General features: G+C 71.5%; 12 protein-coding genes. 7 read left to right on the forward strand and 5 right to left on the reverse strand.

Going from position 1 to position 13,277, the window contains the following annotated elements; translation table 11 throughout:
* Positions 1-307: 307 nt before the first annotated feature.
* Complete coding sequence (locus ACIO3O_RS21785; RefSeq protein WP_401748280.1) at positions 308-1,300, reverse strand: barstar family protein; 993 nt, start codon at positions 1,298-1,300, stop codon at positions 308-310.
* Positions 1,301-1,652: 352 nt separating this feature from the next.
* On the opposite strand from ACIO3O_RS21785, the gene ACIO3O_RS21790 reads away from it, so the two are divergent.
* Both ACIO3O_RS21790 and ACIO3O_RS21795 read left to right on the forward strand, forming a co-directional pair.
* Positions 1,653-2,288, forward strand: coding sequence for a TetR/AcrR family transcriptional regulator (locus ACIO3O_RS21790; protein WP_401748693.1), 636 nt, complete (start codon positions 1,653-1,655; stop codon positions 2,286-2,288).
* Between the two features lie 134 nt (positions 2,289-2,422).
* On the forward strand, positions 2,423-4,060 hold the full coding sequence (locus ACIO3O_RS21795) for an MDR family MFS transporter (RefSeq protein ID WP_401748695.1): 1,638 nt from the start codon (positions 2,423-2,425) through the stop codon (positions 4,058-4,060).
* A 78-nt stretch (positions 4,061-4,138) separates the two neighbouring features.
* Here the strand turns inward: ACIO3O_RS21795 and ACIO3O_RS21800 are convergent, their stop codons facing one another.
* The 3 genes from ACIO3O_RS21800 to ACIO3O_RS21810 form a co-directional block, all read right to left on the reverse strand.
* Positions 4,139-4,615, reverse strand: a complete 477-nt coding sequence (locus tag ACIO3O_RS21800; protein ID WP_401748697.1) for a hypothetical protein — start codon at positions 4,613-4,615, stop codon at positions 4,139-4,141.
* A gap of 314 nt (positions 4,616-4,929) precedes the next feature.
* Positions 4,930-5,898, reverse strand: coding sequence for a D-2-hydroxyacid dehydrogenase family protein (locus ACIO3O_RS21805; RefSeq protein ID WP_401748283.1), 969 nt, complete (start codon positions 5,896-5,898; stop codon positions 4,930-4,932).
* Between the two features lie 233 nt (positions 5,899-6,131).
* On the reverse strand, positions 6,132-7,073 hold the full coding sequence (locus tag ACIO3O_RS21810) for a TIGR01777 family oxidoreductase (RefSeq protein ID WP_401748285.1): 942 nt from the start codon (positions 7,071-7,073) through the stop codon (positions 6,132-6,134).
* A 359-nt stretch (positions 7,074-7,432) separates the two neighbouring features.
* Between ACIO3O_RS21810 and ACIO3O_RS21815 the strand changes: the two genes are divergently transcribed.
* The 5 genes from ACIO3O_RS21815 to ACIO3O_RS21835 all read left to right on the forward strand — a co-directional run bounded on the left by ACIO3O_RS21815 (position 7,433) and on the right by ACIO3O_RS21835 (position 11,845).
* A complete protein-coding gene (locus ACIO3O_RS21815) occupies positions 7,433-9,109 on the forward strand; it encodes an ATP-binding protein (protein ID WP_401748287.1) in 1,677 nt (558 codons plus the stop codon).
* 112 nt (positions 9,110-9,221) lie between these two features.
* A complete protein-coding gene (locus ACIO3O_RS21820; RefSeq protein ID WP_401748699.1) occupies positions 9,222-9,656 on the forward strand; it encodes a roadblock/LC7 domain-containing protein in 435 nt (144 codons plus the stop codon).
* Positions 9,653-10,012, forward strand: coding sequence for a DUF742 domain-containing protein (locus tag ACIO3O_RS21825; RefSeq protein ID WP_401748289.1), 360 nt, complete (start codon positions 9,653-9,655; stop codon positions 10,010-10,012). Before ACIO3O_RS21820 ends, ACIO3O_RS21825 begins: the two co-directional genes overlap by 4 nt.
* Positions 9,993-10,607, forward strand: a complete 615-nt coding sequence (locus ACIO3O_RS21830; protein ID WP_401748290.1) for a GTP-binding protein — start codon at positions 9,993-9,995, stop codon at positions 10,605-10,607. Before ACIO3O_RS21825 ends, ACIO3O_RS21830 begins: the two co-directional genes overlap by 20 nt.
* The gene (locus tag ACIO3O_RS21835; RefSeq protein WP_401748292.1) at positions 10,604-11,845 is read left to right on the forward strand and encodes a cytochrome P450; all 1,242 of its coding nucleotides are present in this window, start codon (positions 10,604-10,606) and stop codon (positions 11,843-11,845) included. The genes ACIO3O_RS21830 and ACIO3O_RS21835 overlap by 4 nt, the downstream gene beginning before the upstream one ends.
* 160 nt (positions 11,846-12,005) lie before the next feature.
* Here ACIO3O_RS21835 and ACIO3O_RS21840 read toward each other — a convergent pair whose 3' ends face one another.
* On the reverse strand, positions 12,006-13,229 hold the full coding sequence (locus ACIO3O_RS21840; RefSeq protein WP_401748293.1) for a cytochrome P450: 1,224 nt from the start codon (positions 13,227-13,229) through the stop codon (positions 12,006-12,008).
* Between the last annotated feature and the right edge of the window lie 48 nt (positions 13,230-13,277).

Genomic DNA, 13,277 nt, shown 5'->3' on the forward strand with positions numbered 1-13,277 from the left:
TTCCCTTTCCGGCGGTTCCGACTCTATCAGATCCTTTCGGGCCTGATTCCCAGTCGAACTTGGGTTGTCTTTGCGGCTGTTGGGCCGTTCCGACGAGTGAGACATTAGCGGATTCCTGCGTCCCGAACCAAATCAGGGCCGCGGCTTCCTCATTTCGAGAAAAGGGCACGAAAAGCAGCGCGACAGGCGTCGCGAAGTTGTCGTGATCTTGTTCTGCGGAATGGCTGTCCTGGGCCAGTCGAAACCGGTACTCACATCGGACAACCCGAAGAACTATACGGGGCTCCCCTGTGACCGTCAACCCCCGCTACGGCTCGCTCGCCTCCCGCACGGGCAGGACCGCGCACTGCTGGGCTCCCCGGAGCACAACCGTCACGCCGCATCGTTCGAGGAGCTGCACGACGTCCTCGAAGTAGGAGAGTCCGTCTTCCGGATCCTCCACGACGTCCGCCAGCGCGCGGCGTGCGATCTCTGAGTCGTGCCAGGTCAAGGTGAAAGGAGGAACCACTCCGAAGCCACCGCCCAGGCAGTCCTTGAGCGCGTTCCACTCTCGCCCGAAGTAGCGGCCGGGCCCGAGCAGGGCCTCAGCAATCGCACAGTGCAGCCCGGGCACGTCCGTGACGAATCGGCCGTCGAGATGGTGCTCGCCACCGGACCGGTCAGGTCTGGGCGCAGGCACCCGCCAGGCACGTGTGGCGAGGTCCAGCCACGCGGCCCTGCCTTGCGCGTCGTACGGTGCCCACAGATTGGGCTCTGTCGGCGGGCCCTGATGCCACTCCGCCCAGACGGGGCGGGCTGCCGGGGACGGCCTGTCGTCGCCGCCATCGGTGAGGGTGATGTCGACGAGCGTGCCGCCGAGTACGGACGGCCGCGCTTCAGTGACGGCCAGGCCCACGTTGTGGGAGGCCATCACGGCACCATGGCGATCCAGAACCAGAAGGCAGGCCCAGTCCCGCTCCGCCCCACCGGGGCGGCGTAGCACCGCGAGCAACGGCTCGGCGGGCTCGCAGCCGATCAGCTCCAGCGCGACAGGGGCGGGGTCCACTCGCGGTCTGAACAGGCCGTCCACGGCGGAGCACCGGCCTGCGCCTGCCGCGGCGGCGGCCGTCGTTCCCGCGAAGAGCTCGAAGTGCGGCGTCGCAGGCAGCGCGGAGTCGCCCCCCTCGGCCCTGACGCCGGCGCCGAGCACGATGTCGTACCGTTCCGGATCGACCGAATGGGGCTGGTGGGCCACCACGGCCGCATCGACGAGAGTCCACCACTGCACGGGCTTCTCGCCGTCCCAGACCTCGACGCACACGTCACCCAGGCTCCGTGGCGAGCCGTCGGCCTCAGCCAAGACGTCGCTCAGGAGACCGTCGGGACGGCATCCGCGGAGGGTGAGGACCTCTCGTGGAAGCGGGGTCGGGTCGACGAAGAGGCCTTCCGCACCCGAGCACCTCCCCCAGAGACGTTCCACTCCGTCTTCGTCCTCCTGAACCAGGAGGTACTTCACCGGAAGACCCCGGTCCCGCGTGGCGTGATCTGCGATGTCCACCCGACCCCCGAAACATGAGGGCGACCTTCGCGCCCAGGACGCACAAGATACGGACCCGCTCGGCACGTGGAGCACGGAGGATATTAATTTTGCAGGGTCTGCATCTTTGCGTAGTCTGCAACATGTGAAGAACAAGGACGGCGTACCCGGTCTCCGAGAGCGCAAGAAGCAGGCGACTCGGGCGGCGCTGGCCGATGCGGCGGTGCGGCTGGCTGCCGAGCACGGGGCGGAGAACGTCACCGTCGAGGCGATCAGCAGTGCGGCGGGCGTCTCGCCGCGCACGTTCTTCAACTACTTCGACAGTCACGACGACGCTTTCCTGATGGTCGACCCGGAAGTCGGCGAGCGGGTCAGGCGTGCGGTGCGCGATGCGCCCGCCGCGCTGCCCGTGCTCGACGTGCTGCGGGAGGCGTTCGCGGCGGAGTTGGTGGACGTCGAGGAGCGTCACGAGATCTGGAGCCTGCGGGCCAAGGTCTTCCAGCGTTCTCCGCACCTCCTCGTCCGTGGGCTGGGGGCCCACATGGCCGAGGAGCAGGAGCTGGCCGCGGCGGTTGCCGTGAGGTTGGGGGGTGTGCCGGGCGAGCCCGTCGGGCTCTATCCCCGGCTTGCGGCCGCCGTCGCGACCACGGCGATCCGGGTCTCGATCGAGGACTGGGTCCAGCGCACACCGGACGTCGCCTTCATCGACGTGTTCCGGGAGGCCTTCGACCACCTGGTCTCCGGCCTCGACGCCCCCGCCGCGGGCTCCTGAGGCGCCGCGGCACCACCGCACGAACGCCGGCCCCCTGCCGTACCCCTTGAGTTTGTTCCTGCCCGATCTCCGGATCGACTCCCAAGAAGGACACCGTGAGCGCAACAGCGGCGCCTGACCAGGCGCCCACCTCCATGAACCACAAGCAGATACTCCAGGCCATGTCCGGGCTGATGGCCGGCATGTTCGTCGCCATCCTGGCGGGCACGGTCGTGGCCAACGCACTCCCCCGGATCATCGCCGACCTCGGCGCCAGCCAGTCGTCGTACACCTGGGTCGTCACCTCCGAGCTGCTCGCCATGACGGCGACCGTCCCCCTGTGGGGCAAGCTCTCGGACCTCTACAACAAGAAGCTGCTGCTGCAGCTGTCGCTCGGCATGTTCGTGGTCGGCTCGCTGCTGGCCGGGTTCTCGCACGAGGTCGGGCTGCTGATCTTCAGCCGGGTCGTGCAGGGCATCGGCGCCGGTGGGCTCACCGCGCTCGCCCAGGTCGTCATGGCGGCGATCATCCCGCCGCGTCAGCTCGGCAAGTACGCGGGCATCTTCGGTGCCGTCTTCGCGGTCGGCACGGTCGCCGGGCCGCTGATCGGCGGAGTGCTGGTGGACACGTCGTGGCTGGGGTGGCGCTGGTGCTTCTTCATCGGTGTTCCGTTCGCGCTGCTCGGGATCGTGCTGTTGCAGCGCACGCTGAAGCTGCCGACCGTACGCCGTGATGTGAAGATCGACTTCCTGGGTGCGTTCCTGATCGTGGCGGGCGTCTGCGCGCTGCTGATCTGGACCTCGCTCGCGGGCCACCAGTTCGACTGGGCCTCCTGGCAGACGGCCGCGCTGACCGGTGGCGGTGTGCTGCTGCTGGTCGCCGCGGTGTTCGTCGAGGCGCGGGTGCCGGAGCCGATCATTCCGCTGACCATCTTCCGCAACCGCACGGTCACCCTGACCACGGTCGCGAGCCTGCTCGTCGGTGTGGCCATGTTCGGCGGCACCGTGTTCCTGTCGCAGTACTTCCAGATCGCGCTCGGCAAGTCGCCGACGGTGGCGGGGCTGATGAGCCTGCCGATGATCCTGGGTCTGCTGGTGTCGTCCACCGTGGCGGGCCAGATCATCAGCAAGACCGGCAAGTGGAAGGCGTACCTGGTCGCGGGCGCGGTCATCATGACCGCCGGTCTGGGGCTGCTGGCGACCATCGACGCGGACACCCACTTCGGGCTGCTCAGCGTCTACATGGCCGTCCTCGGCATCGGCGTCGGCATGCTCATGCAGAACCTGGTGCTGGCCGCGCAGAACGACGTTCCCGCCACCGAGCTGGGCGCGGCGACCTCCGTGCTGTCGTTCTTCCGCAGCATGGGCGGCACGATCGGCACCAGCGCGCTGGGCGCGGTGCTGGCGAGCCGGGTCGCGACCGAGATGGCGAACGGCATGAAGGCCGCCGGCATGCCTGTTCCGGCGGGCGGCGACAGCGGTTCCGTGCCCGACATGGCCAAGCTGCCCGCGCCGCTCCGCGACATCGTGGAGAACGCGTACGGTCTGGCCACCGCCGACCTCTTCCTGCTGGCGGCGCCGTTCGCGGCACTCGCGCTGGTGGCGGTCGTCTTCATCAAGGAGAAGCCGCTGAAGACCACGAGCGGCATGGAGCGGCTCGCGGAGGAGGCGGGCACGGCGGAGGCTGGCGACGCCGCTGCTGTTCCTGCGGACGCTGTGGTGAAGGACAAGCTGGCCAAGGACGAGGGCCAGGACGGCGGCAGCAAGAGTGCCGCGCCCACGCCGGTCGGCTGAGCCTTCGGATGTGTACGTGAGTGAGTGACGGGCGAGGCCCCGGTCACCCCCTGTGGGGGTCGGCCGGGGCCTTTCTCGTCAGCGGGTGCCGTGCGGCGGGCGGACCTCGGCGCACCAGCGGCGGCGCGGGCCCCGGTACAGCAGGGCGTCCCAGCCGAGGCCGGTCAGGACCTCGGCGCACCGGGTGAGCCGGTCGCGTTCCTCGGCGGCGGCGCCGCTGCCGGCCGGGCCGAGCCATTCCACGGCGACGGTCTGCGGCTCCGCACCGGGGCTAACCCGGTAGCCGGTGGCGGTGCGGTGGCCCTCGGCGTCGGTCGCGGAGGGGGTGAAGGGGGCGGCCTCCAGGGCGAGGGCGACGGCGTTGGTGAGCTTGCGCAGCTCCCAGGCGGCGGGCACGGCCTCCGAGTCCTGGGTGAGGCGGCGGATCTGGAGGAGGCCTTCGAAGGCGGTGCGGACGGTGGCGGCGCGCCGGTCCGGGGCTTCCGCGGGCAGCGGGCCGTCGCCGGTCGCCGGAGCGAAGGGGGCTTCTGCCGGGGAGGGGCTGGGGGCGGCCATGGGGTCAGTGTCCTCGTTCGGGGCGGGGCGGGGTGGGGCGGGGTGAGTGGGTGCGGGGCCGACGGGTGCAGGGCCTGTGGGTAGGGGGTCAGCCGAACTCGCCCGGGGTGACCAGGCCCGTCTCGTACGCGAGGACCACCGCCTGGGCGCGGTCGGGTTGTCGAGTACGGCCAGGAGGTCGAGGTCGCTGTGCGGGCGCAGGCCGCCCTGGACGGCGGAGCCGTGGAGGTAGACGCCGGTCAGGCCGGGGGTGGGGTCGAGGACGCGGTGGAGGAGGTCGAGGACGGCTCGGGTCTGGGGTGTGGGTTGCTCGATCACGGGGCGCCGCCGATCCGGCGGAGGGTGTGGCCGTCGAGGTGGGCGCGGATGTTCTCGACCGCCTGGCCGTAGTAGGTGGCGTAGTTGGACTGGGTGACGTAGCCGAGGTGCGGGGTGGCCAGGAGGCGGGGGGCCGTGCGGAAGGGGTGGTCGGCGGGGAGGGGTTCGGTGTCGAAGACGTCGACGGCGGCTCCGGCGAAGGTGCCCGCGTGCAGGGCGGCGAGGAGGGCGTCCTGGTCGACGAGGCCTGCGCGGGAGGTGTTGATCAGGTACGCGGTGGGCTTGAGGAGGGCGAGTTCGGGGGCGCCGAGCAGGCCTCGGGTGCGGTCGCCGAGGACGAGGTGCAGGGAGACGAAGTCGCTGGTGGTGAGGAGGTCTTCGAGGCTGGGGGCGAAGGTGGCGCCGGCGGTGGTGGCGCGTTCCTCGGTGAGGTTCTGGCTCCAGGCGGTCACGTCCATGCCGAAGGCGTTGGCGACGGCGGCGACACGCGTGCCGATCTTGCCGAGGCCGACGAGGCCGAGGCGGCGGCCGTGCAGGTCGGCGCCGACGGTGGACTGCCAGGGGCCGTTGGTGCGGAGGTTGTCCGCCTCGGTGACCAGGCCTCGGGCGAGGCCCAGGAGGAGGGCCCAGGTGAGTTCGACGGGCGGGGTGGGGGCGCTGGAGGTGCCGCAGACGGTGATGCCGTGCTTCTCGGCGGCGTCGAAGTCGATGACGGAGTTGCGCATGCCGGAGGCGACGAGGAGGCGCAGGCGCGGGAGGCGGGCGAGGAGGGAGGCGGGGAAGGGGACGCGCTCGCGGAGGGTGACGACGATGTCGAAGTCGGCGAGGGCGGCGGCGAGTTCGTCTTCGGTGGAGAGGGGGGTGGGGAGGGGGACGAGGTCGACGTCGGGGGTGAGGGGGGTCCAGTCGGTGGAGGTGAGGGCGGTGGATTGGTAGTCGTGGAGGAGGGCGCAGCGGAGATTCATGGGGGGCCTTGGGGGTTGGGGGGTGGGGTGGGAGTGCTCGCTTACCGGTGCCGGGGGTGTTCGGGTCCGTCCCGCTTGGGCAGAGAGGCCCCTGCCCCTTCCCCAAGCTCTCAACTTCGTTCGAGCAGGGGAGACCCCATCCTCCGCCTAGAGCGCTCGCCGCGCGGCTTGGTGGAGGGTTCCCTGCGGGTGGGTCGTGGCTGGTCGCGCAGTTCCCCGCGCCCCTCACTGGGTCAGCGGGTGCGGGATCGGGTGGTGAGGTTGCGGGCGGCGGTTCCCCATTCGGGGTGGGTGAAGGTGAAGCCCTCGGTGAGGAGGCGGCCGGGGATCACGCGGCGGCTCTTGAGGAGGAGTTCGGTGTCCGTGCGGAGCGCGAAGGCGCCCAGTTCGGCCATCCGGCGTGTGGCGGGCAGGCCGATCGGGACGCCCGCCGCCCTGCGCAGGGCGCGCATGAAGGCGCGGTGCGGGAGCGGGTTGGGAGCGGCCAGGTTGAAGGGGCCCGAGAGGTCGGGGCGGTCGATGAGGAAGGCGACGGCGCGGACGAAGTCGTCGTCGTGGATCCAGGAGAGGTACTGGGCCCCGCCCGCCACCGGTCCGCCCAGGCCCAGGCGGACCATCCTGTGCAGGACGTCGAAGACGCCTCCGGCGTCCGGGCTCATCACCATCGCGGCGCGCAGGGCGACCTTGCGGGTGTGCGGGGTGGTGGCCTGCTCCTGGGCTCGCTCCCAGTTCCTGGCGATGCGGACGCTGTACTCCCAGTACGCGGGGACGTCCGGTTCCGTGCCGCCGACGACGCCGGTCGTCTCGTCGTGCGGGGCGTCGTAGCGGTGGGCGTAGAGGGTGGCGGTGCTCATCTGGAGCCAGAGGGAGGGGGGTCGGGACGCGTTGGCGATCGCCTCGCCGACCGCCTCGGTGGAGTGGACGCGGGAGTCCATCATCGCCCGGAGGTTGGCGTCGGTGTAGCGGCAGCTCACACTGCGGCCCGCGAGGTTGATGACGACGTCGCTGCCGTCGATCTCCTGGGCCCAGGGGCCCTGGGTGCGGCCGTCCCAGGCGACCTGGCGGGCGCGCGTCGGAGTGCGGGTGAGGATGACGACCTCGTGTCCGGCCCCGGTCAGCGCACGGTCGAGCACCGCCCCGACCTGGCCCGTTCCGCCGGGGATGACGATCTTCACGGGGCTCCCCCTCCGTACGGCGCGGGGCTCCCCCGGCGCGGTGGGGCGAGCCTATGCCCGCCTGGGCGCAGGTGGCCGCCCGGGGCCCCGGGTAGGTGATCGGCCAGGGGCGAGGGGATTCGGACGAGTTGTCGGGGCGGTGTTCGCAGGTGATGTCGCGTGGCTAGCATGGCCAGGGTCGGAAGAGTGGAGCAGGAGATTCAACTTCCGCTTTCCGGCTGTCCGTTCGTACGGCACGGGACGGGTTCCAGCCCCGTTCGCCGCCGCATCCACGTCAGAGGACCCGCGCCATGACATCGTCCCCCGTCCCCCGTCCGCGCCCCGGCCCGCGGAGGCGCCCGCCCTGGGCGGCGCCCTTGGTGAGCCTGGTCGTCGTCGCGGCGGTGGGCGGCGGCGCGGTGGCCGCCGCGCCCGGGGCCGCACGGAGCTGGGTGCTGGGGGCGGCCGTCGTCGCCGGGGTGTGCGTGGTCGTGGCGGTCGCCGTGGCCGGGGCCCTGACGCGCCGGGCCGGGTTGGCCGCCGAGCGGGCGCGTGAGGAGAGCGACGTACTGCGGCAGGAGGCGCTGCGCCGGGCCGGGGAGACCGCACATCTGCTCAACGTGTCACTGCCGGAGGTGGCGAAGCGGCTGCACGACGGTGCGGCTCCGGAGGCCGCGTTGCACAGCGTGCAGCGGCCCGCCGATCCGCAGTTGGCGCAGTTGCTGCACACGGTCGCCGCCCGTTTCGGCGATCTGCACGCCCGGACCGCCGCCGCCGAGTCGGGACGTGCGCAGGCCGAGCACACCCTCGGCGACGTCGAGCGGCTGGCGGCGACCGTGCTGCCGGAGGCAATCTCCCGGCTGCGCACGGGCGCGTCGGCGGAGACCGTGCTCGCCGCCCTTCCGCTGCCCGCCGATCCCCGGCTGCGCGGTCTCCTGGAGCGGACCGTACGCGACTTCGCGGACAGCGAGCGGCGTGCCGTCGCCGCGCAGGCGGCCAGTGCGACAGGGCTCGGCCGGGTGCAGGCCAAAACGCTGCGGATACTCGCCGACCTGCGCGGAATGCAGGACAAGTACGGCGGGGAGGTGTTCGGTGATCTGCTGCAACTCGACCACACGACATCGCAGTTGGGGTTGCTGACGGACCGTCTGGCGCTGCTGATGGGCGGCCGGTCCAGCCGGGCGTGGAACAAGCCGATCGTGATGGAGTCGATTCTCCGTGGCGCGGTGGGGCGGATCAGCGACTACCGCCGGGTGCGGCTGCATTCGACGTCGACGGCCGCGATCGCCGGGTTCGCCGCCGAGGGCGTGATGCACCTGCTGGCCGAGCTGATGGACAACGCGACGAACTTCTCGCCGCCGGTCAACGAGGTCCATGTGTACGTCGAGGAGAGCACCTCGGGGCTGGTGGTGACGGTCGAGGACAGCGGGCTGTGCATGGCGCCTGCCGCGATGCGCCGCGCGGTCGCCTCGGTGTCCGGGCAGTCCAACGACCTGGCCTCCCTCCAGGGCACCCGGCTCGGCCTGGCCGTGGTGGGTGTGCTGGCCGCGAAGTACGGGATCTCGGTGAACTACCGGCCGTCCTCGCGCGGTGGCACGGGTGTCGTCGTCCTGCTGCCGCCGCAGTTGCTGGCGCAGCAGCGCAGCGCCCCGGCTGCGGCGCAGACCGTGCCGCAGGCCCCGGCTCCGGCTTCGGCTCCGGTGGATCTGCCGCGTCCGGCCGCGTCGCCGGAGGCGCCCGTACCGCAGGAGCCGTCCGTACGGGAGCAGGTGGCGCCGGTACAGGACCAGGAGCTTCCGGTACGTGAGCCGCAGCGGCCCGCGCCGGAGGACCCCGGCACCTCCACCCCCAACGGCCTCCCCGTACGCCCCCGCGGCCGGACCATGGAGGCCGCCGACCGCAAGCGGCTGGACGCCGACGAGGCCCCCGCCGCCCGGCCCGCTCCCCCGCTGCCCGGGCAGCCCGAGGCGCCGGACAGGCCGCCGCGTCCCGACGCCGGGGCCCGGTTCGGCGCGTTCCACCGCTCGCAGAAGCGGCAGGCCCCGCCCGCCGAGTAACCCCGTTCGAATCCGGTCGAATCCGGTCGCATCGCGCAACGTCGAGCAACTCCCCTTCCCTCTCCCCCGATTGGAGGCACGGGCCGCCCTCCCCCTGCGGCCCATGACCACCGTGCAGACCACTGACAACAGCCTCACCTGGCTCCTGGACAACCTCCTGGAGCGCACCCCCGGTTCCCGCCACGCCCTCGTGCTCTCCCGCGACGGGCTGAAGCTCTGCCGCAGCAGTCACCTCACGCTCGACCAGGCCGACCAGCTCTCGGCGATCGCGTCCGGCATGCAGTCGCTCGCGCACGGCGCGTCCGTCGAGTTCGGCGACGGGTCGGGCGGGGTGATGCACCTGATGACGGAGTTCCCCGGCGGGCTGCTGCTGATCGTGGAGGCCGGGCAGGGCGCCCACCTCGCGGTGGTGGCGGCGGCCGGGGCGGACCCGGGGATGATCGGGCACCACATGAGCGAGCTGGTCGAGCAGATCGGCGACCATCTGCGGGCCGATCCCCGGCAGCCGTCTCCCGGTCAACCGTCCCCTGACGGCAGCCGGTCATGAGCCGGCCGCCCGTCGACACCGGTTCCCCGGACCGTCTCTACACCGTCACCGGCGGCCGTACGGAGCCGGACAGCATGGTCTTCGATCTGGTCACCCTGGTGGTCAGTGAGCGGGAACCGGCGCCCGGCATGCCGTCGGAGCACGTCCGCATCCTCGAACTCTGCCGCCATCCCGCCGCCGTCGTGGAGATCGCCGCCCATCTGGGGCTGCCGATCACCGTCGTACGCATCCTGCTGGAGGATCTCCTGTCCGCCGGGTCGATCACCGCCCGCCGCCCCCGAGCGGCGGCATCCGTCTCCCAATTGCCCGAGTCCGAACTGTTGTTGGGGGTGCTGCATGGACTCCGCAATCTCTGAAGAAGCCCCGGAGCGCACCCCGCTCGGCGACGCCGCCGACACCGGGCTGAAGATCGTGATCGTCGGCGGGTTCGGCGTCGGCAAGACCACGCTGGTGAAGTCCGTCAGCGAGATCCGGCCGCTGAACACCGAGGAGCACATGACGCAGGCGGGCGCGGGCGTCGACGACCTGTCGCTCACCTCCGACAAGACGACGACCACGGTCGCCTTCGACTTCGGGCGGATCACGCTCAACGAGCAGATGGTGCTGTACCTGTTCGGGGCCCCCGGGCAGGAGCGGTTCTGGTTCCTGTGGGACCGGCTGTTCGCGGGGACGCTGGGTGCGGTGGTGCTGGTGGACACGCGGCGGATGGCGGACTCCTGGTACGCCATCGACCGGCTGGAGCACCACCGGACGCCGTTCATCGTGGCGGTGAACCGGTTCGACGACGGGGCGCACTTCTCGCTGGAGGAGATCCGGCAGGCGCTCGCCCTGTCCGACACCGTCCCCATGATCTCCTGCGACGCGCGGGTGCGGTCCTCGGGCAAGGCCGTGCTGACCACGCTCGTCGACCATCTCTACCGCCTCGCCCTGGCACGGGAGTTGACCACATGAGCAGCAGCACCGAAGGCTGCCCCGCACACGCCGAGGCCGTACGGCTCGGCGGCCTGGAGTATCAGCAGACCCCAGCCGAGCTGTACCGGGGGCTGCGCCGGGAGCACGGGGCGGTCGCTCCCGTACTGCTGGACGGGGACGTTCCGGCGTGGCTGGTGCTCGGGTATCCGGAGGTCAGCTACGTCACCGGCCATGACGAACTGTTCGCGCGGGACTCGCGGCGCTGGAACCAGTGGCCGAACATTCCGGCGGACTGGCCGCTGCTGCCCTTCGTCGGCTATCAGCCGTCGGTGCTGTTCACCGAGGGTGCGGAGCACGAGCGGCGGGCCGGGGTGATCAGTGAGGCGCTGGAGGCGGTGGACCAGTTCGAGCTGGGGCACGACTGCCGGCTGATCGCGGACGAGCTGATCGACGCGTTCGAGGGCAGCGGGCAGGCCGAGCTGATGAGCGCGTACGCGCACGCGCTGCCGATGCGGGCGGCGGTGCAGATGTGCGGGATGCCCGCCGGGTCCATGGACACGGCGGATCTGGTGCACGATCTGCGGGTGTCGCTGGACGCGGCGGAGGGTGACGATCCGGTCGCCGCGTACGTACGGGTGCAGGAGCGCATCCAGCAGCTGGTGAAGGACAAGCGGGCGGCGCCCGGGCCCGATGTGACGTCGCGGATGCTGCACCATCCGGCGGGGCTCGCGGACGAGGAGATCGTGCAGGACCTGATCTCGATCATCGCGGCGGCCCAGCAGCCGACGGCGAACTGGATCTGCAACACGCTGCGGCTGCTGCTCACCGACGACCGGTTCGCGCTGAACGTGTCGGGCGGGCGTCTTTCGGTGGGCGAGGCACTGACCGAGATCCTGTGGCGGGACACCCCGACGCAGAACTTCATCGGCCGGTGGGCGGTGCGCGACACGCAGCTCGGCGGGCGCAGGATCAGGGCGGGCGACTGCCTGGTGCTGGGGCTCGCGGCCGCGAACACGGACCCGCAGATATGGCCGCAGGGGCATGTGGGTGCGGAGGGAAACTCGGCGCACCTGTCGTTCAGCAACGGCGAGCACCGGTGTCCGTACCCGGCGCCGCAGCTGGCGGACGTGATGGCGCGCACCGCGATCGAGACGCTGCTGGAGCGGCTGCCGGACGTGATGCTGTCGGTTCCGGCCGAGTCGCTGACCTGGCGTCCTTCGATCTGGATGCGGGGGCTGGCGGCGCTCCCGGTGTCGTTCACGCCGGTGGCCAGGTAGGCCGGTTCTGCGGTTGCTCCCGTTGCTCCGGTACGAAGTCGGGGCGGGCCCGCGCGGCCGGGTGCGGGCTGCGCGGTCCGGCCCGAATGCGGGCTGCGCGGCCGGCCCGGGTGCGGGCCCGCGCGGCCGGGGCCCGCCGCTGCCCCGGCCGCCGAAGCCTCTACCGTACGGGCGTGAAAGTGACCGGCACCGCTTCCGGGCCGCGGGTGAACACGCCCTTCTCGACGGTCGCCGCGCCCTCCTTGAGGCGGACGTCGGGCATGGCGTCCAGGAGCTGGCCGACGCCGATCTGGATCTCGGCGCGGGCGAGCAGCGCGCCGACGCAGAAGTGCCGGCCGAGCGCGAAGGCCAGGTGGTCGGCGGCGGCGGAGAACGCGTTGGTGGCGTTCAGGTCGGCGCGGAAGATGTCGAAGGTGTCGGGGTCGGCGTAGCGGCGCTCGTCGCGGTTGGCGGAGCCGATGAGGCAGGTGACGGTGGCGCCCGCCGGGACGGTGCCGCCGGTGACCTCCACGTCGACGGCGGTCTGCCGCATGATCATGTGGACCGGCGGGGTGTACCGCAGGGTCTCCGCGAAGGCGCGGTCGATGAGGGTGCGGTCCTTCTGGACGGCCGCCAGCTGCTCCGGGTGGGCCAGGAGGTTGGCGAAGATCGCGGCTATCGCCTTGTCGGTGGTCTCGCCGCCCGCCGCGAGGAGCAGGCTGCAGAAGGCCTTGATGTCCTCGTCGCTCATGCGGACGCCGTCGACCTCGGCGGTGCAGAGGGCCGAGAGCAGGTCGTCGCCGAGGTTGTTCCGGCGCTCCTGGATGACCGGGATCATGTACTCGGCGAACTCGACGCGGGTGCGCTCACCGGCCGCCGCGATCTCGGGGTCGCCCGCGAGGTTGCCGAGGAAGGCGATGACGCTGGTGTACCAGCCGTGGAACTTGGTGTGGTCGCCCTTGTCGAGGCCGAGCATGTCGGCGATGACGTTGACCGGGAAGCGGGTGGCGAAGGCGTCCACCAGGTCGACCTCGCCCGTTTCCCGGAAGGAGTCGATCAGTTCACGGGCGTTGCGTTCGATGACCGGAACGAAGGTCTCCTGGAGGTCCCTGCCGCGGAAGGCGGGGGCGACCAGGGCGCGGCGCACCGAGTGCTCACGGCCGCTGAGCTGGAGGATCGTCTTTCCGTGGACCGGTTCGAGCTGCCAGTCGTAGTTGTCGGTGGTGAACTGGCCCTCCTTGTCCTTGAAGATCCGCTCCACGTCCTCGTAGCGGGAGACTATCCAGCTCTGCATGGGCTCGTGCCAGATCAGCGGCGCGTGCTCGCGCATGGCCCGGTACACGGGGTAGGGGTCGGCGGCGAACTCGGGCGAGAGGATGTCGGGGATCTCGTCGACTGCGGTCACGGGAGGGCTCCTTCGGCGGCGGGGGCGGTTGCGGCAACGGTCGGCGGT

The organism is Streptomyces sp. NPDC087440 (genome assembly GCF_044744005.1).
Lineage (GTDB): Bacteria > Actinomycetota > Actinomycetes > Streptomycetales > Streptomycetaceae > Streptomyces.

Coding starts and splice junctions, on each gene's coding strand:
- ACIO3O_RS21795 (WP_401748695.1), top strand. CDS start 2,423: ATGAACCACAAGCAGATACTCCAGGCCATGTCCGGGCTGATGGCCGGC.
- ACIO3O_RS21800 (WP_401748697.1), bottom strand. CDS start 4,615: ATGGCCGCCCCCAGCCCCTCCCCGGCAGAAGCCCCCTTCGCTCCGGCG.
- ACIO3O_RS21805 (WP_401748283.1), bottom strand. CDS start 5,898: ATGAATCTCCGCTGCGCCCTCCTCCACGACTACCAATCCACCGCCCTC.
- ACIO3O_RS21825 (WP_401748289.1), top strand. CDS start 9,653: ATGAGCCGGCCGCCCGTCGACACCGGTTCCCCGGACCGTCTCTACACC.
- ACIO3O_RS21830 (WP_401748290.1), top strand. CDS start 9,993: ATGGACTCCGCAATCTCTGAAGAAGCCCCGGAGCGCACCCCGCTCGGC.
- ACIO3O_RS21835 (WP_401748292.1), top strand. CDS start 10,604: ATGAGCAGCAGCACCGAAGGCTGCCCCGCACACGCCGAGGCCGTACGG.